Source organism: Phycisphaerae bacterium, from assembly GCA_035275405.1.
GTDB lineage: Bacteria > Planctomycetota > Phycisphaerae > UBA1845 > UTPLA1 > DATEMU01.
On record DATEMU010000015.1, the window covers coordinates 207,720 to 229,658 of the forward strand.

17 protein-coding genes are annotated in these 21,939 nt (G+C 62.2%); 11 read left to right on the forward strand and 6 right to left on the reverse strand.

Annotation, left to right across the window (positions count from 1 at the left end; translation table 11 throughout):
• The first annotated feature begins 69 nt into the window (after positions 1–69).
• The 4 genes from VJZ71_18625 (at position 70) to VJZ71_18640 (ending at position 7,085) form a co-directional block, all read left to right on the forward strand.
• Entirely contained in the window at positions 70–1,311 is a 1,242-nt protein-coding gene (locus VJZ71_18625) for an aspartate kinase (protein ID HKQ50098.1), read from the forward strand.
• A 563-nt stretch (positions 1,312–1,874) separates the two neighbouring features.
• Positions 1,875–5,093: a valine--tRNA ligase gene (locus VJZ71_18630; protein HKQ50099.1), complete on the forward strand. Its 3,219-nt coding sequence runs from the start codon at positions 1,875–1,877 to the stop codon at positions 5,091–5,093.
• 121 nt (positions 5,094–5,214) lie between these two features.
• The gene (locus VJZ71_18635; GenBank protein HKQ50100.1) at positions 5,215–5,613 is read left to right on the forward strand and encodes a bifunctional nuclease family protein; all 399 of its coding nucleotides are present in this window, start codon (positions 5,215–5,217) and stop codon (positions 5,611–5,613) included.
• Between the two features lie 44 nt (positions 5,614–5,657).
• On the forward strand, positions 5,658–7,085 hold the full coding sequence (locus VJZ71_18640) for a hypothetical protein (protein HKQ50101.1): 1,428 nt from the start codon (positions 5,658–5,660) through the stop codon (positions 7,083–7,085).
• 50 nt (positions 7,086–7,135) lie between these two features.
• Here VJZ71_18640 and VJZ71_18645 read toward each other — a convergent pair whose 3' ends face one another.
• On the reverse strand, positions 7,136–7,606 hold the full coding sequence (locus tag VJZ71_18645) for a universal stress protein (protein ID HKQ50102.1): 471 nt from the start codon (positions 7,604–7,606) through the stop codon (positions 7,136–7,138).
• A 150-nt stretch (positions 7,607–7,756) separates the two neighbouring features.
• Between VJZ71_18645 and lipA the strand changes: the two genes are divergently transcribed.
• From lipA to VJZ71_18680, 7 genes are all read left to right on the forward strand, one after another.
• A complete protein-coding gene (gene lipA / locus VJZ71_18650) occupies positions 7,757–8,677 on the forward strand; it encodes a lipoyl synthase (protein ID HKQ50103.1) in 921 nt (306 codons plus the stop codon).
• A complete protein-coding gene (gene tmk, locus VJZ71_18655) occupies positions 8,667–9,365 on the forward strand; it encodes a dTMP kinase (protein HKQ50104.1) in 699 nt (232 codons plus the stop codon). The genes lipA and tmk overlap by 11 nt, the downstream gene beginning before the upstream one ends.
• Positions 9,352–10,533 (forward strand): DNA polymerase III subunit delta', encoded by a 1,182-nt coding sequence (holB, locus tag VJZ71_18660; protein ID HKQ50105.1) that lies wholly within the window; start codon positions 9,352–9,354, stop codon positions 10,531–10,533. The genes tmk and holB overlap by 14 nt, the downstream gene beginning before the upstream one ends.
• Positions 10,534–10,644: 111 nt before the next feature.
• Positions 10,645–12,201 (forward strand): hypothetical protein, encoded by a 1,557-nt coding sequence (locus tag VJZ71_18665; protein HKQ50106.1) that lies wholly within the window; start codon positions 10,645–10,647, stop codon positions 12,199–12,201.
• A gap of 239 nt (positions 12,202–12,440) precedes the next feature.
• Complete coding sequence (locus VJZ71_18670) at positions 12,441–12,638, forward strand: hypothetical protein (protein HKQ50107.1); 198 nt, start codon at positions 12,441–12,443, stop codon at positions 12,636–12,638.
• A 188-nt stretch (positions 12,639–12,826) separates the two neighbouring features.
• Complete coding sequence (locus VJZ71_18675; GenBank protein ID HKQ50108.1) at positions 12,827–14,896, forward strand: Ig-like domain-containing protein; 2,070 nt, start codon at positions 12,827–12,829, stop codon at positions 14,894–14,896.
• 319 nt (positions 14,897–15,215) lie between these two features.
• Positions 15,216–16,574 carry a hypothetical protein gene (locus VJZ71_18680; protein ID HKQ50109.1) on the forward strand — a complete coding sequence of 453 codons (1,359 nt, stop codon included), beginning with the start codon at positions 15,216–15,218 and terminating at the stop codon, positions 16,572–16,574.
• A 72-nt stretch (positions 16,575–16,646) separates the two neighbouring features.
• Here VJZ71_18680 and VJZ71_18685 read toward each other — a convergent pair whose 3' ends face one another.
• From VJZ71_18685 to VJZ71_18705, 5 genes are all read right to left on the reverse strand, one after another.
• Entirely contained in the window at positions 16,647–19,349 is a 2,703-nt protein-coding gene (locus VJZ71_18685) for an immunoglobulin domain-containing protein (protein ID HKQ50110.1), read from the reverse strand.
• Between the two features lie 485 nt (positions 19,350–19,834).
• The gene (locus VJZ71_18690; GenBank protein ID HKQ50111.1) at positions 19,835–20,440 is read right to left on the reverse strand and encodes a hypothetical protein; all 606 of its coding nucleotides are present in this window, start codon (positions 20,438–20,440) and stop codon (positions 19,835–19,837) included.
• A 566-nt stretch (positions 20,441–21,006) separates the two neighbouring features.
• Positions 21,007–21,153, reverse strand: coding sequence for a hypothetical protein (locus tag VJZ71_18695; protein ID HKQ50112.1), 147 nt, complete (start codon positions 21,151–21,153; stop codon positions 21,007–21,009).
• Positions 21,150–21,638: a DUF3368 domain-containing protein gene (locus tag VJZ71_18700; protein ID HKQ50113.1), complete on the reverse strand. Its 489-nt coding sequence runs from the start codon at positions 21,636–21,638 to the stop codon at positions 21,150–21,152. The genes VJZ71_18695 and VJZ71_18700 overlap by 4 nt, the downstream gene beginning before the upstream one ends.
• A complete protein-coding gene (locus tag VJZ71_18705; protein ID HKQ50114.1) occupies positions 21,635–21,886 on the reverse strand; it encodes a UPF0175 family protein in 252 nt (83 codons plus the stop codon). Before VJZ71_18705 ends, VJZ71_18700 begins: the two co-directional genes overlap by 4 nt.
• Positions 21,887–21,939: the final 53 nt, after the last annotated feature.

A 21,939-nucleotide genomic window follows, 5' to 3' on the forward strand; every position in this document is an offset into this window, starting at 1 on the left:
GCTCGGTGCGGCCCGTTCATAATCACTCGCGGGGATGTCCCTCTCCTCACGGAAGGAGAGAGGGTGCGAATGGGACTGATCGTTCAGAAATTCGGCGGCACGAGCCTGGCCAACGCGGAGAAGATTCACCGCGCGGCGCGACGGGCGATCCGCGCGAAACAGGACGGCAACCACGTCGTGGTGGTCGTGTCGGCGATGGACCAGACGACGGATGAGCTGATCGACCTCGCGTATCAGATTACCGATCGGCCCAGCCGCCGGGAGATGGACCAGCTCCTGGCGACGGGTGAACAGGTGTCCATCGCGCTCATGGCGATGGCGATCCACCATGCCGGTCACGATGCGATCAGCCTGACGGGTGGGCAGATTGGCCTGCGAACGGACCGATCGTTCGGGCGGGCGCGGATTCGGGAGATCACGGAGCGCGGGCGGCTTATGGGCTTCCTGAACCAGGGCAGCGTCGTGATCGTGGCGGGGTTTCAGGGGGTGGACGAGTCGGCGAACATCACAACTCTGGGCCGTGGCGGGTCGGACACGACGGCCGTGGCGCTGGCGGCGTCACTCAAGGCGGACGTGTGCGAGATTTATACCGACGTGGACGGTATTTACTCCGCCGATCCGCGGATGGTGCCGAAGGCCCGCAAGCTGGATTTTATTTTCTACGACGAGATGCTCGAAATGGCCTCGCTCGGGGCGCAGGTGATGCACTCGCGGAGCATCGAGCTGGGCAAGAACTACGGCGTGCGGATTCACGTCCGCAGCAGCTTTACCGATGCGAAAGGAACGGACATCGTGAAGGTTTCCTCCGATCTGGAACAGGTCATCGTGCGCGGGGCGGCGCTGAAGAAGAATCTCGCCCGGGTGGAACTCAATCGCGTGCCCAACCGGCCGGGCATCGCCAGCGAGATATTTCGGCGCGTGGCGGAGCGCGAAGTGATGGTGGACGACATCATCCAGGTCATCCATGAAGGCGGTTCGTCGGCGGATATCAGCTTTACGATCGACGCCGAGGCGATCGAGACGGCGCGGGCGGTGGGAAACCAACTCGCTGCCGAGATGCCGGGAATGATGATGGAAATCAAGGACCGGCGGGCGAAGGTGTCAGTCGTCGGCGTGGGGATGCGGACGCATTCGGGCGTGGCCAGCCGGATGTTCGAGGCGCTGCACCAGGCGAACGTGAATATCGAGAACATCAGCACGAGCGAGATCGTGATCAGTTGCGTGGTGAAGCAGGACGACGGGGAGACGGCGCTGAAGGCGGTGCATACGGCGTTTGAGCTGGATCAGGAGACGCGGCCGAATGGGGCGTGAGGTGCGGCGTAAAGATCATGAAAGGTCACTTGCCGCAATAGCTATACCGGCTTTGGTGTATAATCGTGCCGTGGACGCAGCGGGCACAAAAGTTGTACAAAACGAATCAATCGATAGCGATCTGAATTGCATCAAATGCGCGTATAACCTCCGCGGGCTTCGGCCATGTGGCCGCTGCCCTGAATGTGGAACGTGTATCAAGGAGACGATCGTAGCGAGGTCGTTAGTTCGCAGTAAGCCGCCAGCCGTAGCATGTTTTCTGGTCTCGTCGATCGGGCCGTTGATGCCAATTGGACTCTATGGGTACGGCAATATCGTGATCCCCTTTTGGGCTATGCAGCACATTGCGGCAATTTGGCTGTTTTGTGTTTGTGTAGCACGAATGGAAACAGCCCGCTGGTGGGAAAAGTTACTGTCCGTTCTTGGTTTGATACTGCTTATTGCATCCGTCATCTGGGACTTTGCATTCTTCGCCATGCTACCAAGGTGTTAGTCGATCGTCGGCTTGCGACTTAGCCTCAGGTCCTTGATAATCTTTTGTTTTCACTACGAGCGTGATTTGGATGGGTAAGGAATCGAAATCCTATGAGCCTGCTTCCGTTGAAAAGCGCATCTTCGCGCGCTGGGAGGAGTCCGGGGCGTTTCGCGCAGTGCCGGACGACAGGCCGCGGGAGAAGCGCTTCTGCATGGTGATTCCACCGCCGAACGTGACGGGGGCGCTGCATCTGGGCCATGCACTGAATAACACGCTTCAGGACATCCTCGTCCGCCGCAAGCGAATGGAAGGGTTCAACACCTTCTGGCTCGTCGGGACGGATCACGCGGGGATTGGCACGCAGGCGATGGTGGAGAAGACGATCCGCAAGGAGGAGGGCAAGAGCCGGCGCGATCTGGGCCGCGAGGAGCTGGTGCGGCGCATCTGGGAGTGGAAGGAAAAGTTCGGCGGGCGGATCATCGAACAGCTTCGGCTGATGGGCTGTTCGTGCGACTATTCGCGCGAGCGATTTACGCTGGACGAGGGCTGCGCGAAGGCCGTCCGCGAGACGTTTTTCAAGATGTTTCGCGACGGACTCATCCACCGCGGAAAGCGGCTGGTGAACTGGGATACGCAGTTGCAGACGGCCGTGGCGGATGATGAGGTGTATCACGAGGAGGTGAAGGGGCATTTTTACCACTTCAAGTACCCTGTGAAGGACCCCAAGCCCGGCGAGCCCGCGCACGTGCATGTGGCGACGACGCGACCGGAGACGATGCTGGGTGATACGGCGGTGGCGGTGCATCCGGACCCGGCGGGGGCGCTGGACAAAGCTGAGAAGGAACTTCGGGGGAGGCTGGCGGAGTGCGCGGAGAAGGAGCGGGCGGGGATTCAGGCGCAGATCGATGACATCGGCGAGCGGCGGCGGACGCTGCTGCCGACGCTGATCAAACTTCGCGACATGGCCCGCGACGGTCGCAAGGTGATCTTGCCGCTGATGGAGCGGGAGATTCCGCTCATCTGCGACGAGTGGGCGCAGCCGAACCTGGGCAGCGGGTGCGTGAAGATCACGCCGGCGCACGATGCGAACGACTACGACGTCGGGCGGCGGCACGATCTGCCCATGATCAACGTGATGACGCCCGACGGCCGCGTGAGCGAGCAGGGCGGGGCGTACAAGGGGATGAAGTTTCCCGACGTGCGGAAGAAGGTTGTCGAGGACTTGGAGGCCCGCGGGCTGGTCGAGAAGATCGAGGATCGGCTGATCGATCTGGCGCATTCGGATCGGAGCAATCAGCCGATTGAGCCGTATCTGTCGGATCAGTGGTTCGTCCGGATGGGCGATCTGGAGCCGGAACACGCGGCGCGGATCGAGGGGCTGCGGCACAAGGCGCCGGGGCTCGCGCAGATGGCGATCGATGCGGTGAAGCGCGGGGATGTGCGGTTTTATCCTCCGCGATACGAGAATTCCTACGTCGATTGGCTGAGCGAGAAGCGGGACTGGTGCATCAGCCGGCAGCTTTGGTGGGGGCATCGGATACCGGTGTGGTGCATTGAACCATCGACGTTGGTTGATGGAACGAAATCGCCATCTCCTTCGGATTTCGTCGAGAAACTCCGCGAGTACTTTACTTCGCTTGGACTCTCCGACGAAGTAGCAGTTCAGGCGGATCAGCAATCATCGAATACGTATGTTTGTCTTCGGAGCGAAAAACCGAAAGAAGCTTTTGACGCGTTAGTCACGTGGTTGTTTGCAACTTGCGACGATGAGTTCTTTCATCAAAGTGATGGAACTACTTACAAGAGCGCCGCTCACGAGCGTGCATTCAATATCGCGATGGACTTCTTGGGCATTGCCGACTTGCCGGAGCAGGACCGCGACGTCCTAGATACGTGGTTCTCCTCCGCCCTGTGGCCGCATTCGACGTTAGGGTGGCCGGAGCCGGAGAAATACGACAATTTGCTCGGAAACTTCTATCCGACGAGCGTGCTTTCGACGGCGCGAGAGATCATCACGCTTTGGGTAGCGCGCATGGTCATTACCGGCCTATACAACGTCGGCGATGTGCCGTTTGGGGAGGTGGTGATCCATCCGGTCATCCAGGACGGGCAGGGGCGGAAGATGTCCAAGAGCCTAGGCAACGGCGTTGATCCGGTGGACATCATCGACGAATACGGGGCGGATGCGCTGCGGTTCACGCTGGCGGAGCTGGCGACGGAGACGCAGGACATCCGTTTGCCGGTCAAGCCGAAGAAGCTGCCGGACGGGCGGACGATCAACGTCAGCGAGAAGTTTGAGAAGGGGCGGAATTTCTGCAACAAGCTGTGGCAGGCGGCGACGGGGTTTGTACTTCCCAACCTCGCCGGTTATGCGACCAAGCCGCTTGATCCAAAGTCGCTCGGGCTGGTGGATCGGTGGATTCTGTCGCGGATGGCGGCGTGCGAGGAAGAGATGAACGCGGCGCTGGACAAGTATCGGTTCAGCGAAGCAGTCGGGTGCGTGTATCGGTTCATGTGGGATGAGTATTGCAGTTGGTATATCGAGATGACCAAGCCGCGGCTCGGATCGCCCTCACCCCAACCCTCTCCCGAGGGAGAGGGAGAACGCGCCGTCGCGCAACAGGTCCTCGTTTTCGTTCTCGACCGGTTGTTGCGGATGTTGCACCCGATCGTCCCGTTTGTGACGGAGGCGATCTGGGAAGAATTGAACAGGGCCGCTCCCTTCCGCGGGCTGCGCGAGCCAAAACAGGCCGAGTCCATGCTCGTTACCGCTGCATGGCCGATGCAGGAGCCAGGGTTGCGCGATAAGACGGCGGAAAAGGAGATGCAGAGCCTCCAGGCCATCATCCGCAGTCTGCGCGACATCCGCAGCGACGTGAACGACTATCGGGGCAAGGCTAAGGCCCCGTCTATTCGAAGCTTGCCGAGCGCGACGATCCGGGCGGATGAGGTGGTTTGCCAATTGGTGGATCGCTATCGGGAATTTATTCGACCGCTGGCGGGCTGTGATTTGTTGGAAGTCGGGCCAAACGCTGCCAAACCGGCAGGGGCGATGAGCCGAATCGAGGGCTCGATCCAGGTTTACGCGCCGGTCGGAACTCTCGTCGACCTCGGAGAGGTGAAACGTTCGGAGCAAGTGAAGCTGGAATCGCTGCGCGCCGCCAAGTCACGCGAGGAGGCCCGCTTAGGGAGCGAGGACTTTGTGAAACGGGCCGATCCCGCGGTTGTCGAGCAGGCCCGGCAGCGCGTCACCGACCTTGCCGGACAAATTCGCTTGATTGAAAGCCACATAGCGGAAATCCCTTAGGCCCATAGAGGCTCGCCAATGAGACGTCGTTGTCTCGTTGATTCGGCGATTCACATTCGGGCATGTTGCAAACTCCGGCGCAGTTGGGTACGCTCTAGTTCGAACTTGGGCGGAGGCGGTCATGGAAGTGCGGATGGATCTCGCGAGGATCGTGATTCAGGATGCGCACGACCAGCAGATCATTTTTTTGAGAGAGCGTGGCGGCGAGCGAGAATTTCCCATCGTCATCGGGGACTCAGAGGCGTGCGCGATCGATCGGCGGCTCAAAGGCTACAAGCGACCGCGGCCGATGACGCACGACTTGATGGCGGACATCATCGAGCGGCTGCACGGCGAGCTGGAAAAAATCGTTATCAACGACTTGAAGGAACATACGTTCTACGCGAAACTGGTCATTCGGGCCCAGGGTGAAGTGATCGAGGTGGATAGTCGCCCCTCGGACGCGATTGCGCTGGGCGTGGCGAGCGAGACTCCGATTTTCGTCAACGAACACGTCCTGCGCGAAGTCGGCCGAGCCTGAATAGGGCCGGCGCTTCAGCGGACGCATCAGAACTGGTCGGTCGCATGGGTCAAACGATGGACGAGGGTGCGTCGCTGCATCGACTGAGCGAGGCTCTGCGAGCCGCGTTCGCCGCGCACGGTCAGCCGAAGGGCCGCATCGAGATGGCCCAGGCGCCGGGCGCCGTGGATGTCATGGGGGGGCTTTGTGAAGACCGGGGGTCGCTGGTCCTGACGACCACGCTGGCCCTGGCGATCCGGGCGGTTGTGTGGGAGTCGGGCGGGTCTGAGGTTCGCCTCCGGTTGGATTCTCCTGGGAATGGGGATACCGCCAGCGAAATCAAGTTTGGCGTTTCTGCTTTCGCCGCTCCTGATGCGGATTCGGGGAGTCTCAGCGAGCGTTGCCGGCTTGCCGGAGCAGAGTGGGCGGCTCCGGCCTGCCTGGTGATGCATCGAGCGTTTTCTGAAAAGACCCTCCCCCAACCATCCGCCGGCCTCACAATTCTGTTGCAATCCGATTTTCCGGCGGACGCCGACCTGGGCCGGCCGTGTGCGACGGCGACGGCTGTGCTCGACGGGCTCTGCAAACTTTATGGCAAGACCGTTGAGCCTTGGAAGCGGGCGACGATGGCTTCCGAAGCGGCCATGCCGCTCACAGGACTGCGCCGGGTTCGAGCGGCCATGACGGCGTTTTGCGGAAAGGGAGACGGCGCGCTGATGCAGATGCGCTTCCGTCCCCAACCCGAGTGCGAACCGCTCACCCTTCCCAATGGCGTGACGATGGCGGTCGTACGAACCCAATTAGACCGGCCGACCAAACGCGAACGTTTGCTGGAAACGAAGTTGTGCGCGGAGATGGGCGAGCGGATGATCCACCAGCTCCGCGCGCGCGACGGGATGTCTCCGGAGAAGGCCCAGGCGCTCCTGGCGGCGATTTCGCCGGTCGACTATGTTGAGAACTATCGCAACCGCCTGCCATTGAAGATCTCCGGAAAGGCCTTCACGGCGTCGTTCGGGGACTTTCGCGGGTTGGACGGGGAGGCGAATGGCAAAGCCGTTTACAAGGTACGCTCGCGGCTGGAACACCACATCTACGAAAACCAGCGCGTACAGGAATTCGTGTCGTTCATCGCCCTGGCCCGGCGGACCGGGGCAGCCAGTGCGTTGATTGAGGCGGGTGAGCGGATGTATGCCTCCCATTGGAGCTACAGCCAGCGCTGTGGAATTGGCGGGGCGGAAGCGGATCGGATTACGCAGTGCGTTCGACGGCGCGGGGCGGAAGCAGGGCTCTTTGGGGCCAAGGTGACCGGGGGGGGGGCCGGAGGCGAAGTGGTCGTGCTGATGCGCAACGACGAGCGGGCGCGAGCGGCATTGGCCGAGGCGATTCAGGAAGCGGGAGAGTCCACGAATCGACCGATCGAGATTCACCAGGGGTCGCTGTGCGGGGCCGAGGCCTTCAAGCCGCCGGATTTGGCCGCGATGATGGTGCCATAACGGGCACTTACGTGGTCGTGGCACGGCGGCGGGCTGAGCCAGCTCTACCTCTACGGCATCACGAATTCGTGCTCGGGGTGGCGGATCGTCAAGACCGGGCAGGGGGACTTGCGGACGATTTTTTCCGCGACGGAGCCGAGCAGGACGTGGCTGAGGCCGCCGCGGCCATGTGTTCCGAGGACGATGAGATCGATTTCCTTGTCGCGGGCGTAGCGGATGATCTCCAGGAACGGCCGGCCAACGATCATCGTCGAGGATAGAGGTGTCGTGACGCCGGAGAGGTTTTTCTTGACGAACTTGTCCAGTTCCGCCTTGGCATCCCTGGCGATGTCGGCGGGCGACGGGCCGATCGGCATGGCGTTGGGGGCCGTAGCCATCCAGTATTGATAGGCCTCGTCCACGACGTGCAAGACGTGTAGCTCGGCCTTGTACGCCTCCGCAAAGGAGCGCGCGTAGGTCAGGGCGTGGAGGGAGAGTTCGGAGAAGTCCGTGGGAAACAGGATTCGGCGGAGCTGAATCATGGCACACCTCGCAGTTGTGAGCGGGCCGTACGAACCGAGCCTCCGCATCTTACCCTACGCGGTTCGATGATCGGCGTAAACCGGCTATACTGAGCTGTTATCCCCTTTGGGGGGTTTCCAACGGCTCGCAGCCGGGACCACAAGGATTCTATGCAACTTACGGTCGTGCAACCCAGTTCAGCGCCACGCGAGCGGAGATTGCCCTCCTGGCTGAAGCGGCCGCTGCCGACGGGCGATGTGCTGTTGCAAACGCGGCGGATCGTGGCGGACAGCGGCGTGGCGACGGTGTGCGAGGAGGCGCGGTGCCCGAATTTGAGCGAATGCTGGTCGCACCGACATGCCACGTTCATGATTCTGGGCGATAAATGTACGCGACGGTGCCACTTTTGCGCGGTCGCGACGGCGCGGCCCGACCCACCGAGCGCGACGGAGCCCAAGCGACTGGCCGATGCCGTCGCGAAGCTGGACCTTCGACACGTGGTCATTACGGCGGTCGCGCGGGACGATCTGGCGGACGAAGGGGCGGGGCATTTTGCGGAGTGCGTGCGGGAGATTCGCGGCGCCGTCCCGGACTGTGCGATCGAAGTACTGCCGGCGGATTTTCACGCGCGGGATGAGCTGCTGGCGACGCTTTGCGAAGCGGGTCCGGACATTTACAACCACAATCAGGAGACGGTGGAACGGCTGTCGCCTTCCATCCGACCGCAGGCGAAATACCGCCGGACCCTGGACGTGCTGCGCAAGGTTAAATCGATGCGGCCGGAGATTTTCACCAAGAGCGGGTTGATGGTCGGACTGGGGGAGACGCGGGTGGAGTTGTCGCGGACGATGCGCGACCTGCGCGAGGCGGACGTGGACATTCTGACCGTCGGGCAGTACTTGCGACCGTCGGAGGACCATGCGCCCGTGGCGCGTTTCTATCCGCCGGAGGAGTTCGACGAGATTGCGGAGGAGGCGCGCGCGTTGGGGTTCCGGTCGGTGGCGTCGGGACCGTTTGTGCGTTCGAGCTACAACGCGGCGGACGTGTATCAGGCGATCGGCCTGAGGCGGGGGGGCGAGCATGGCGGATAAGGCGCTGGTTCGGCTGCGCGGCAAATACATCGTCTTCGACGGCATCGATGGCGCCGGCAAGGGGGCGCAGCTCGCGCGACTCACCCAGCAACTTGCCGATGCCGGCATCGAGACGATATTGGCGCGCGATCCCGGCGGAACGCCGATCGGCGATCGGATTCGGCACGTGCTATTAGATTTCGACCTGTCGGCGATGGATGTTCGCTGCGAGGCGTTCTTGTTCATGGCGTCGCGGGCGCAACTGGTCACGCAAGTGATCGGGCCGGCGCTGTCGGCGGGGAAGACGTGCCTGGGCGATCGATTTGTGTCGGCGACGTGTGCCTATCAGGGCGCGGCGGGGTTTGACCCGCGGAGAGTAGTAGAACTGGCGAAGTTTGCCATCGGGGACCAGTGGCCGCACTTGACGATCGTGCTGGATGTCCCGCTGGCGGCGGGGTTGGAGCGGACCAAGCGGCCCGTCAACAACAAGAAAAGCGAGGCGACCGGCGATCGGCACCCAACGCTCTTTCACGACGTGCATCCGGACGCGATGGAGTCCCGGCCGATGGATTTTCACCAGCGAGTGCGGGAGTTGTTTTTGGAGCTGCCGAAATATTATCCCGCGCCGGTGGCCATTGTGGACGGCGTGGGCTCGGTCGATGAGGTTCAGGCCCGCGTAATGGAAGCCATCGCGCATGCCGCTCTCTGACGTACTGCACCAGGAGTCTGCCCAGAAGCGCCTGCAACGGGCGCTGGCGTCCGGGCGTGTCCCGCACGCGTACCTGTTCAGCGGCCCGCCCGGGGTGGGCAAGGAGATGCTCGCCTCGCGGTTCGCGGCGCGGCTGCTTTGCGCATCGCCGGTAGAGATTGCTTCGCTAGATGGCGGGGCGGAATCGTGGACGGACGCGTGCGGCGCTTGTACGGACTGCACGTTACTTGCCGCCGGCAATCATCCGGACTTTCATCGCATCTACCGGCGGCTCAATCGGTTTCATCCCGATACCAAAGTCCAAAAGCGTAAGGCGCTTGATCTGAGTGTCGATGTGGTCCGGCATTTCGTCATCAACGAGATCGCCAAACGACCGTCGCGCGGGCGGGCAAAGGTGTTCGTCGTGGTGGAGGCGGAGCGAATGAGCGCTCAGGCACAGAATGCCCTGCTCAAGACGCTGGAAGAACCGCCCGGTCCCGGATATCTCATCCTTCTGGCGGCCTCTCCTGACGCCCTCCTGCCGACAACTCGGTCACGTTGCCAGCACATTTCGTTCCGGGGATTGCCACTCGACTTCGTGGTGGCGCAGGTTCTTGAGCGACATGGCGCGAGCCCGGAAGCGGCGCGATTTCTGGCGGAACTGTGTCAGGGAAGCCTGGGGCCGGCGGGTCGCTACGTTGAAGCCAAGGTGTTCGAGCGGGTCCCACCGGTCCTCGAGGCGATCGGCTCGGCCGCACGTGATCCCCTGGGCTGCGGCAAGGCGCTGGCGGAGTTGGCGAAGGGGTTGAGCGAGGACCTCGAAGAGCGCACCGTCGTGGAGACGGTGGAGGAGGATGTCGAAGAGGAGGACGAGGAAGAAGTGATGGTGGACGCGGACGCCAACGTCGCGCGGCAGGCGCGACTTCTGGTCATCGCGATGACGGCGACGATACTCCGCGACATTCAGCGCGTCGCGGTCGGATACGAGCCGGCGGCGCTCCCGGACGAGGGGGTCATCCGCGAATTGGCCGCGGGAGTCGACCCACGCTCGATGATTGCAGCGATCCGGGCCGCGGGAACGGCGGAGTACCAAATTGGGCGCAACGCGCATACCGGGCTGGTGTTTGATTCGCTGGGCATTGCGCTGGGCAATGGGCTGAAGCGAATGGCCGTCGCCTCGAGAGCCTGAGCACGTCTCGCTTTAGCGGGCGTCGGCACGGCGGGTTTCGAATCCTCGTTCGATTTACGATTATGTCCGTTTCGCAAACTCGGTCCGTCCGATGGCCGATACGACTGTAACATGGATGAAGTCAGCCGAAATCGCCTCCGCGGTTGGACACCCGCGCTGTCGTGCTTTCTGATCCTCTGGGTCACCCTGTTGGCCCTTGGTTTTGAGCGATTGCTCCGCGATCCGGGGACGTTCTGGCATACGGTCGTCGGCGAACGGATTCTCGAGCGCCATAGGCTGATCACGACGGATCCGTTCAGCTTTACTTTTGAAGGGCGGCCGTGGATCGCCCAGCAGTGGTTGGGCGAGTGTGTGATGGCGGTAGTCCATCGCGCGGCGGGGCTGGACGGGCTCCTGCTCGTCGGGGCTATGCTGATCGCCGCGACGTTTGCCTGGCTCTACGGTCGCCTGCGCCGCGGGGGGTTTCGTGCGCCCGCGGCTGCGTTGCTTCTGGCCCTGTTCCTGGCGGGCTGCAGCTATCACTTTCATGTGCGACCGCATCTAGTGACCATCGCACTGACAGCGTGGACGCTGGGGCTGCTGGTGGACATCGAGTCGGGGGGGCGCTCCGCGCGATGGTTGTATGCATTGCCGCCAATCATGGTTTTGTGGACGAACGTACACGGCGGGGCTTTGGCGGGCGTTCTCACGACGATCGTCGTGTTGACGGCGTGGGCTATCTTGTCGCTACGAAGTCAGGCCAAGGACAAAGTCGGCGCAACAGGAATCAGACCGGCGGTCTGTGTGGTCATTGCCGCGCTTTGCGGGGCTTCCATACTTGTCAATCCGTACGGCGTCGAGATGGTCCGGGTTTGGACTGCGCTGAGCACATCGAAAGTCCTGCCGACAATCATCAGCGAACACGGTCGCGTTGCTCTCGGGAGTCCGGAGAGTCTGATTCTCGGGGCGCTGGCGGGCATCTATCTGGCGATGCTATTGGGCTGCAACCGCTCGGACGTCCGGGTGACTTGGCTGGTTCCGCTCCTTTGGCTGCCGTTGGCGTTTCTGCGAGTGCGGCATGGCCCGCTTTTTGTCGTGACCGCAGCGGTGGTGATTGCGGAAATGGCGCCGGTTTGCCGTTGGATGCAGCGGCCGACGCTGAGGCGGCGGTTTCTTGGCGAGGCGCTTGCTACGCGTCGCGCATCGTGGCCGTGTGTTGTCGTTTGCGGGCTGCCCATTGTCGCCAGTCTCCTGATCCAAATGGCCGGGTGGCGGATCCCTTTGATCGGGGCGGGCTGGGCGCGGCTCGATGCGGACTACTGGCCGATCGCGGCGACGCGGGCGGCCAAAGTCTATCTACGTGACCGAGGGACTGAAGCGCGGATTTTCAACGATATGCTATTCGCGGGCTACCTTATCTACCAGCGGGTTCCCGCGAAGGTGTACATCGACGATCGGTGCGAGTTGTACGGCGACGAATTCCTCCTGCACTTCGTGGACCTTCTAAGAAACCCTTCCAAGATCGAAGGGGAGGCGCCGGCGCGCAAGATCGACCTGGCCATGGTCAGAACGGGTTCGCGTATGGCCCAATATCTGACCACGAGCGAGGCTTGGACTGTGCTGCATTGTGACGAGACGGCAACTCTTTTTTTGAGGGCGCCGGCCGCGGCCGGCTCTCCCGCCCCGTAAATGTTGCCGAAGACCCTTCATTTCAAATCGGCCTTGAACCAAGGCCCGCCGATTGCTGGTGGAGGAACCTGCGCGGGCAACGCGCAAGACCGGCGGGCCGTTTCTTGTTTCGTCGCCACGAGCGCGTGGAGGCGACCCTAAAGGGCGCCCTGAAAGCGGGTCGATACGACAGACGCCGAAGTTCGCGGACGGTCCCTCGGCCGCGGGTTTCACAAAAATCATCGCCTGGGAAACAGTCCATGCACGCATCCGGGACGCTGGAGTATGAAGTGATGTCGAAACAGGAGTTGATCGGCCGGATCCGCGAAGTAAACCGCTCCGCACGTCCGGAATTTCTCATCGCCTTCACCGAAAGTGAGTTAGCGGATTATTTGCAGCGCCTGAACGGGGCCGAACTCGCGGGCGAAATCCCCGAACAACCCCTCCTTTTCGAATAAGCCCGGCCGATCCATTTGAACGGCGTCTGATGGTCCGCATACCGTGCCGGTTGGCGGACCCTCGCGTTTGCCATTGGGCGATACTCGGTCTACCATTAAGGGTAAGCGAAGGGGGACAGGCCGGTTTGGCGGCATTGTCAATCAATTCAACGTTTCAGGGTGATCGCGGAGTTTGAGGGGCGTCTACCATGCGTCTATCCGGTTGGGGAAGGACTTCGGCCGCGGTGCTGTCCGCGGCGCTCATCGCTTGTGCGGCGGGTTGCCCATTCTTCGCGGAGACACTGGAGCTGGTAGGCCCCGGCGGGAACGTCGTCCTGCGGGTGGAGAACCAATCCGGTCTGCCGGTTGTCGTCACCGCGCGCTATGTCATCAACGATAACGATGTCCGCGAGACGGTTCGCCGACTCGCGGCGGAGGGGCCCGAAGCCAATGCCGAGGCACTGCCGACTCGGACACGGGTGTTAACGGTCGTCGCAGTCGTGAGCCAAGCCGTTTTCTCGCTGGACAGTGCTCTTGTCCAGCCGGGGACGGTCCTGGCTCAGGGGGAGTTTGTCTGGCAGGAGGATTTCGCCGAAGGGGAAACGGTCGTCTTTGTCATCCCGCGACCAGGGCCGCCGGCAGAGCCGCCGGGTCCCGGGCAGCTGGATTGCAACTCGAACGGAATCCTGGACGGCGAGGACATTTCCGAAGGGACCAGCCAGGATTGCAATATTAACGGCGTGCCGGATGAGTGCGATTCTCCGCCGGATGCGGTGGACAACCCCGATCCAATGGACGGCGCCACGGACATCCCGCTGGATGTCGTATTGTCGTGGAACACTGCGGCGCGTCTGCGCGCCACGCTGGAGTCACCCGTTTACACCGTCGTGGAAAACGTCACCCCCCGCGGTGGCGAGCCCAGCGCGTCACTGTCGGAGTTTTATTCCGCCGTCGGGCGGGTGTTTCTGTCCGTTGACGGCGGCGGATCCAATTCGACTTCCCATACCATCGAAGTGCAAAAGCCCAGTGCGCTGGCCACGGTTCGCAAGGCCTTTGTATTGGCCGCGTCGGCGGGCTTTTCCGGTCGGCAGCTTGTGGACGGCGACGTTCGGATCACTCCACCGGACGCGGGCGTGACGTGGAGCGATTCTGTTCCCTCCGCGATCAGTAGTTTCAATCATCTCGCCGATGTGACGACGCTCCTGGCCCCGATCATCGACGGCGCGCCGGCGGGCCGGATGGCGTTCTCGTTTTCGGAGGTCGGCCCCACCTCCATCGATGGCGAAGTGCTGGCGGTGGTGTTCAACGATCCCGCGCAACCGGCCGATCGCACGGTCATCCTTCTCTTCGGCGCGCAAGCTCTCGCAGGCGATGACTTCGGGATCACGCTGGCCGAGCCAATCAACCCGGAGTCGGCAGGGGCCGTGGCGGTCATGAGCCTGGGAATCTCCTTTGGATTTCAGCCGACGAACCAGGTGAGCCTGGTCGACGTTAACTCCCAGCGATTGACCTCATCAGCCGGCGGGCAGGACGACGGCCCGCCCGGCTGCAGCGGGCTTGATGGCGAACTCGTTACGGTCGGCGGGCTGGATGACGATATCGACAATCCCGTCGATCCGATGGGTGGCGCAGCAGACTGCCGCACGGACGACGAGCTTTATTCGCTCCTTCCCTTCATCACCAGCGCAGATACGCAAATCGCTGTCCACACGGGCAACCCTTCCAACGACGACAATATCTTCTTCGGTGCGTTCGGCCTTTCCGGCGCGGCGGTACTCGGAGAGGGCATCGTCCTCGGGCCGACCGGCGCGACGAATCCGGTCGGGACCGAGCACACGGTAACTGCCACCGTGACGAATGAGCAGGGACAGCCCGTGGCCGAGCGAACGGTGACGTTCAGCGTCATTGCCGGGCCGAATCAAGGCGTCAGTGGCACGGTGGACACGAACGGAAGCGGCCAGGCGAGCTTCACGTATTCGGACGCGGGCGGGCCCGGCATCGATCAGATCCAGGCGTCGTTCGTGGACTCACAGGAACAGACTCGCCTGTCCAACATCGTCACGAAAGAGTGGGTGGTGACATGCCCCCTGACCTTCGACGTGTTGTTCGGAACCAGTTCTCCGCCGAACACGCCGATCTGCAGTGACATTGCGGAGACTTTCTGCCAACCGCCGACCCTTGCACCGCAGACGACATACTTCTGGCAGGTCGTTGCGGACGACGGAACTCATGTGGTGCCGGGTCGGGTCTGGTCGTTCACGACGGGGGTCGGGGACTAATAGTCCGTCTCAATTGACAGTTCGGGTGGCAAGGTCTCGCAGCAGCGAGGCCGTGGCGTGCATTTCCCACACGGCCTGCCCGCTTCGCAGTCAGACCATGGCACCCCAGACCCATTTGCGGATCGACGCGTTTTTCACCGATGCCGCGGCCACTTCCGGACGGCGGCGAAACCGCACTTGATGGACATTTTCCCCTTTCTATAATGCGGCCCAGACCTCCAGAGGGCGATTTGTATCGAGGCGAAGTAGACGCTCGAACGGCCGACGCCGGTTCGAGTCCTACGGTCGCGAAGCCGCTCCGACAAAAAGGGATCCGTGCATGTCCGAGGCGACGAGCAACGAACTGAAACGAATTGACTGGTCCGAGTGTTGCGGTTTTACCCGGCTGTTTCGGTCGTTCAAGATGGCCATTCACTGGCCGGCGCTGTGTCTCGCGTTTTTCGGCGTCGTCTTGACTTACGGCTCCGGCCGGCTGCTGGACGCGATGTGGGCGAACTCGTGCAGTCCGGCGGTTTCCACCGACGGAAGCATTTTGGAGGTCGAGGTTTTTGCCGGCGGAGGCCGGCAGGCGGTGAAGGAATGGACCAAGGGGCTCGGGGAACCTGAGAAGATCAACCGGTCCGGCGTCTTCGAGATGTTCCTGAAGCAAATGCGAACTTCGGTCAATCACATCCTGGCGGCGGTCGTTGGCCTCAGCCTCACGGGGGTCATTGCCGGAGTCAGCGCCCTGTTCCTGGCGCCGGCCTGGCTGTTCGCCATGCACTTCGGATATGCCGTCCTTTTCGGGATACTGGTGCTGGCGATCTGGTCGCTCTTCGGCGGGGCGTGTTGCCGCGTGGCGGCGTTGCGCGCGACGCGCGACGAACGGATCGGTATGGGCGAGGCGCTGACATTTGCCAAGGGCCGATTCCTCAACTTCTTCTTCGCCCCGCTCATGCCCTTGATGGTCATCCTGGGGATTGGGCTGTTCCTGTTCCTGGGCGGATTGATCGGGTGGATTCCGTGGGTGGGAGAGGTGATCGTCGGTCTGCTCTTTTTCCTGGTGCTCCTGGCGGGCTTCGCCCTGGCGTTTGTGATCATCGGGGCGGCGGCCGGTGGTTCGCTGACATTCCCCACGGTGGCGGTGGAAGGCTCGGACGCCTTCGACGCCTTCAGCCGCACGTACAGCTACATCTATGCGAAGCCGTGGCGGACCGCCCTGTATATGCTCGTCGCGATCGGCTACGGGGCGATTTGTCTGCTGTTTGTGAAGTTCTTCGTGCGGCTCATGCTCTGGGCCGCGAGTTTGTTCCTGGGCTTTTCGATGAACTGGGGCACGGCCGCGGTGGAAAAAGGTCAGCCGACGGACGTCTCCAAGCTTCATGCGATCTGGCAGGCGCCAACTCTATCGGGCGAGGGTTCTTTCTGGGGGAGCTTCGATGAAGTGAAGTTGGCGAACATCAGCTGGTTCGCGCAGCTCCTGGTTCGAGGTTGGGTTTATCTGCTCTGGGCCCTCGTGGCGGCCTTCGCCATCAGCTTCTTCTACTCCGCGAGTACCGTGATCTACCTGCTCTTGCGGCGCGAGGTGGATCTGACCGATGTCGAGGACGTGTATTTCGAGGATCTGCCCGCCGAAGAAACTGCCGCCGCGCCGCCGACGGCCCCAGAAGGGGGCACATCGTTGCCGGTCATTCCGTAGGCTCATGTGACCTGCGTTCACCATTAGACTCGACTTGGCGGCACCTCGCGTCATAACCGGAAGTCATAGCGTTCAGTTCGTGTCGTCGTTCACGAGCAGATCGGCAAACAGCGGCAAGTCATCGAGGTCGATGACGCCGTCCACGTTCATGTCGTAGGCGCAGCGACCGCGGCCGAAGGTCAGTCCCTGGACGGTCAGGATATACCCGGCGATGTCGTTGCCGTCGGCCGCGCCGTTGCCGTCCCCATCACCGTCGGCGGCGACGAGGGATACGGTGAGACTGGCGCCGGTACTGGTAGCGTCCCCGCAAACGTTTGAGATCACGCAGTCGTAGGTACCTTCGTCCGCGTGTGACACGTCGGCAATGGTCAGCGTCGGTCCATCCGAGGCAATCACCGAACCCGTCGCCGTCGCACCGAGCACCACGGGCGTACCGTCCTTGCGCCACTGATAATTCAATGCGTCGTATCCCTGGGCCGGCTCGACGTAGAAGTTCGCGGTGCCGCCGCAGTCGGTAGACTGCGCTATGGGCTGGCTGACGATCCAGGGCGTGCCGGTTTCCAGGTAACGTCCCCAGGAAGGAGAAACAAGGGCGCCGTTGTTCACCGTGTCGAAGTACCCACCCACTTGCAGTTCCCCGTTGTACAGGTGCAGTGCGATGATGGAGCTTTCAGTCCCGGCGGGCACCGCCGACCAATTCGTTCCATTCCAGCGGGCAATTCGGTTCACGGCGATTCCATCCACGGAGGTGAACGCCCCCGCGGCGTAGAGATTTGGGCCGGACGACTTCAGGACAAAAACGGGCTGATTGAAACCGACGCCGGTGCCGACCGGTACCCACGCGCTACCGGTCCAGCGACCGATTCGATTCAGCGTCGTGCCGCCGGAGGTGGTGAAGGAGCCGCCAGCATAAGTGCTACCGGCGTGGCGTTCGATGGCATAGACGATTCCGCCCGAGAACCCAGAGCCCATGGGGCTCCACGCACTGAAGCTGCCCCCGAAGGCGCTTTGGGTGCAGACGGCGATACGGTTCGCAGTCGCGCCGCCGGCCGTGCTGAAATCGCCGCCGGCGATCAGCACGTATTGCAGAAAAGGTTGAGTTTGAAGGTAGGACTTAAGTGCCCGCACCGTGCCGTTGGTTCCGCCTTGTATTTGGGTCCACGTGTCGGTCGATTCATTCCAGACGGCGACGCGATTGGCCGTTGTCGCTCCGGACTGCGTAAACAGCCCGCCGGCGACGTACGAATTGGTCATTCTTTCAACCGCGAGCACCCAATTATTGAAGCCGCTGCCCATGGCCTCCCAATGCGGGGGAGGAGATCCGATAAACGAGCTTTCCAGCCACCGGGCGATGTAGTTGGCGGAGACGCCCCCGGCCATGGTGAATCGCCCCTCGGCCACCAGCTCGTGATTGTCGGCGGATGGAGAATAGCCTTTGAGCGCATAGGCGCCGCTGTTCAGGCCGGACCCCAACGGTGAAAGCTCCGCGCCATCATACTCAACGACGTTGTTGGCCACTTGTGCAACATTGGTGGATTGGAAAATATCGCCTGCCGCGATGATGCGCGACCCCAGCGTGGCAAACGCGTTGACCGCGCTGACTGTGCCTCCACCGAAGTTGATCCACGCGCTGCCGTTCCAACGGGCCAAATGGTTAGCCGATTTGCCGCCTGCGGTGGTAAACAACCCCCCGGTGATGAGGTCGTAATTCAGTCCGTCGTAGTACGCGGTGAGGGCGGAGACTCCGCCGGGGTTTCCGATTCCGGCGCCGAGGGCGAAAAACGCTGAACCGTTCCACGCAACGATGTTATTTGCCGCTACCCCGCCGGCGTCGGTGAAGCTGCCGCCCATGATCACGTCGTCGCCGTAGAGCGTGAAGGCGCCGACGCTGCCGGACACGTACGGGAAATCACTCCAGGCCGAGCCGTCCCAGAAGGCCATCCGGTTGGCGCCGGCGACGTAGAGATGGTTGTGGTTGACGCCGAGTGCATCGACGGTGAAATCCACATACTCGGTGAATGCGCCCCACGCGGCGGAGTAGGGGCCGCCCCAGGGATACGACCAGGTGATGCCGTTCCAGCGGGCGATCGGGGCGAGGTGGCCCGCCTGGTTGCTCCACATGTTGCCGCCGGCGACCAGCTCGCCCAAGTACACGGCAAGTGTCTTGACGTGGACGTTCGGCTGGCCGGGGCTGGAGAGTCCGGCGCCCAATTGCTGCCACGTTGAACCGTTCCGGCGGGCGACTTGGCGCGCGGCGACGCCCCCGATGCTGGTAAAGCCGCCGGCGGCGATGAGGTCACCATCGTAGACGGTGATGGCGTGGATGCCGGCGTCGGCGAACGCGAGGGTCTGCCATGCCTGCGAGGCAGGAACCCAGCGCTTAACCACATTCGAGACACCCACTCCGCCGAACGTGTAGCCCGCAGCGACGAGGTCGCCGTTGTAGACGGTGAGCGACGTGACCCCACCATCCCCAAAACCGTTGCCCAAGGCGTTCCATTGGCCGCTGGAGCCGTCGCGGATGGCGATCCCGTTGGCTGGAACCCCCTGGATGCTGGTGAAATAGCCAGCGGCAACCAACGCCGGCGTGCCGACCCCATCCGACGGCAAGGTCAAAAGGGCCGTGACACCATCATCCGTACCATTGGGGGCGATCCCGTCATCGAGCGGGCCGGCTCGCCAGTCGGCACACTGCGCCCGGGCCGGCGTGGTCCCTGTCAGACATACGAATAATGCGAGGAGCACAATGGGGCGGAAATGATGGGCGAGCGTCATCGTGGAACTCCAATTGACTACGGCGGGCGGCAGCCCGTCTTATGCCCTTGGGACGATGTTTCGCCGGGGACCTTCACGCGGATTCTTGAGAAGGGATTAAGGGATTGAGGGGCCGAGGGGTTAACTCAGCCTAACGCCCGACGTGGACTGAGCGCCGCCGCCAACCGCGCCCCCAGAGGGCGGGACGTCGCTGCCGGTTATTCCGTAGGCTTCCGCTGCGCGGGACAAAAGTGTGTAAGAGGTGAAAGGCCCCTATCTTTTCTGGGGCGCCACCAGGGGCCCGCTGCCCCTGGACCCCGCCGAATGCGCGAAGCATCCACGTAGAATTCCTATGGAGAAAGGGTAGCTTTTTGCCAGAGAGGGCTGCCGCCCTCTCCGGCACCTCTCCCGCCCAGAGCTAACAACCTCTCGACATACAGCTCTACTGCCGGGCGTGGGACTCGGTGTCCGAACAAGGGATGTAATCGGCCATGAGAGTCTCCTTTTTAATCCTGTTGTGTTCTTGAGTACAGCTCGCGCGCCGTAGAACGCGAGCCGCCAGCCTTCCACTCCTCGTCCCACTGCATGACCTCCACCGCGAGCGCATAATCGACGGGATTTGGCGAGGACCAATTGGGATCGCGGACACGGTAGGGTTCGAACCGAACGCCGCCTGAGTGGTCGACAAGGATGTAACCATGCGTCTTCCCATGACGAATAACGAACCGCTCGGTTTCGGGCACGCTCGCAGTTGTAAGCAGGAGATAATACGGGTAATTGTAGATACCCATGACGTCGCCGTGCGACACCAGACGACCCAGCACCACCTTGTGTTCGGTGGTCGGCAGGACCTGTCGGATGATGTCCGCCGGAACCGCCACGCCCACAAGTTGCGCGCTGCCCTCGGATGCAATCTCTGCGAGATCGAGTTGTTGGATATTCTCGAACGTGAGTTGGTAGTTGCCGAATTTGAGCATGGCGATGGCCTCGCCTACCGAGGCGGGCTTATTCTCTTTGACAAAGATGGCCGCCGCAGCAATGGCGAAAATCCCGATTAACAGCGTCAGACCCCTGACCGCGCGACCAGGGCGCGCCTGGCCCTTCTTCTCCATATCGACAAACGCGTTCCCAGTGAGAAGCGCCCCGATCGCATCGAAACTCCCAACTACGACCGTCCCTAGCCAAAACACGCACGAAGCTCCGAGAAAGAGGTGGAGGGGGTCCTTTGGATTGAATGAGGCGGCTTGGGGGAGCGGAAAACCGTTTATTGCGACATACCAGTTGCAGGCGATGAGTCCCGTGAAAAGGAGCCATTTGATGAATCGCATGTCGCACCTCCATCGCAATTGAACCGGAGGTCAGCGGAGTCACGCTCCCACCGTCGCGCTGGCCGTTTCGCTCCAAGGGGTCGCCGCGGCGACCGGCTGAGCCATCTGAGCATGTAGTACTCCGTATGGCCCGCCTGATCGCAAGAGTACTCCACGATAGCCAAGGTGCGGTTGCAGGGCAAGAGGAATCTAAGGACGGTTGTGAGAAGTAAGGAACCGGCTCCGGCAACGAATCAAGAATCAGGGGCAACGCTCTCGTCCGACTGCGACGTTGGTCCCTGCGTTCGCAAACCACCGGAGCCGACTCCATTTTCGAAACCCCCTGCCATCCGCAAACCCCGATGCGCCGCCTACGGGTACGGCAACATCAGGTCGAACGGCGCGACCGGCGCGCCGTCGATGCCGGTCACCAGAACGCCGGTTCCCAGATAGACCACGCGGGTGGCCGACGGGGCACCGCCCGTCTGCACGAAAAGCGTGTCGGGGGCCACCGTCACTTCTGCTCTCTCGCCTGCTGAAGTACGACGTCCCGAACCTCGCGAGATAAATAGAAGTCGATGTCTTCTACAAGACGATCCAATAATGGGCGAATCAGCGGTACAAATCCCATCGACTTGGCGCGGAGGAGGACGCCCAGCGTCCCCGTGTGCTGGAGTCCGACTTCGCGCGCCGCCTCGCGGCCAGACTTGTCATCAACGAGCAGGAGATCGGCATGTAATTCCAAGGCCAGGGCGATGGCTTCTTGCTCTCCTGGATCGATCCGTACGCGAAGGTTTAGGGGAGGTTGGGGTCGCTGGGGAGAACGGATGCGTACGAATGGATAGGGCGAGAGATCAACAGCCGGCCACTTTTCCGTCCCACGCGCCAGTTCGGCCACCACGGCGGGCGGAACGAGCACCTCTTCGAAGAGGGCGCGGAGCAAATCCACTTTTCCAAGATGCTGAAGGGCCACCAGGGGAGACGTATCGCTGACGACGATCACGACCGCGGACTCAGCCGTTCGAGGGTTCTGATATCGTCCTTAACTTCTTCGACGGAAGGGCGGAAAACCGCGATTCGGCGCTTTTGCAGCTCATTGATGAAGGCCATACGGTCCATGCCGCACAAGCGGGCCGCGGGCCAGAGCTGGAGTTTTTCCGCGTCGTAGAGTCGACAAGCGAACTCGACGAGCGCATCGTCCTCGCTTAGACCGCTCTCGTGCAGAATATCGTCAGGGATGACCAAGACCATTTGCCACGCAACTCCAATTCAACTTATTCTAGTCCGAGCTGGGGCGGCGTGCT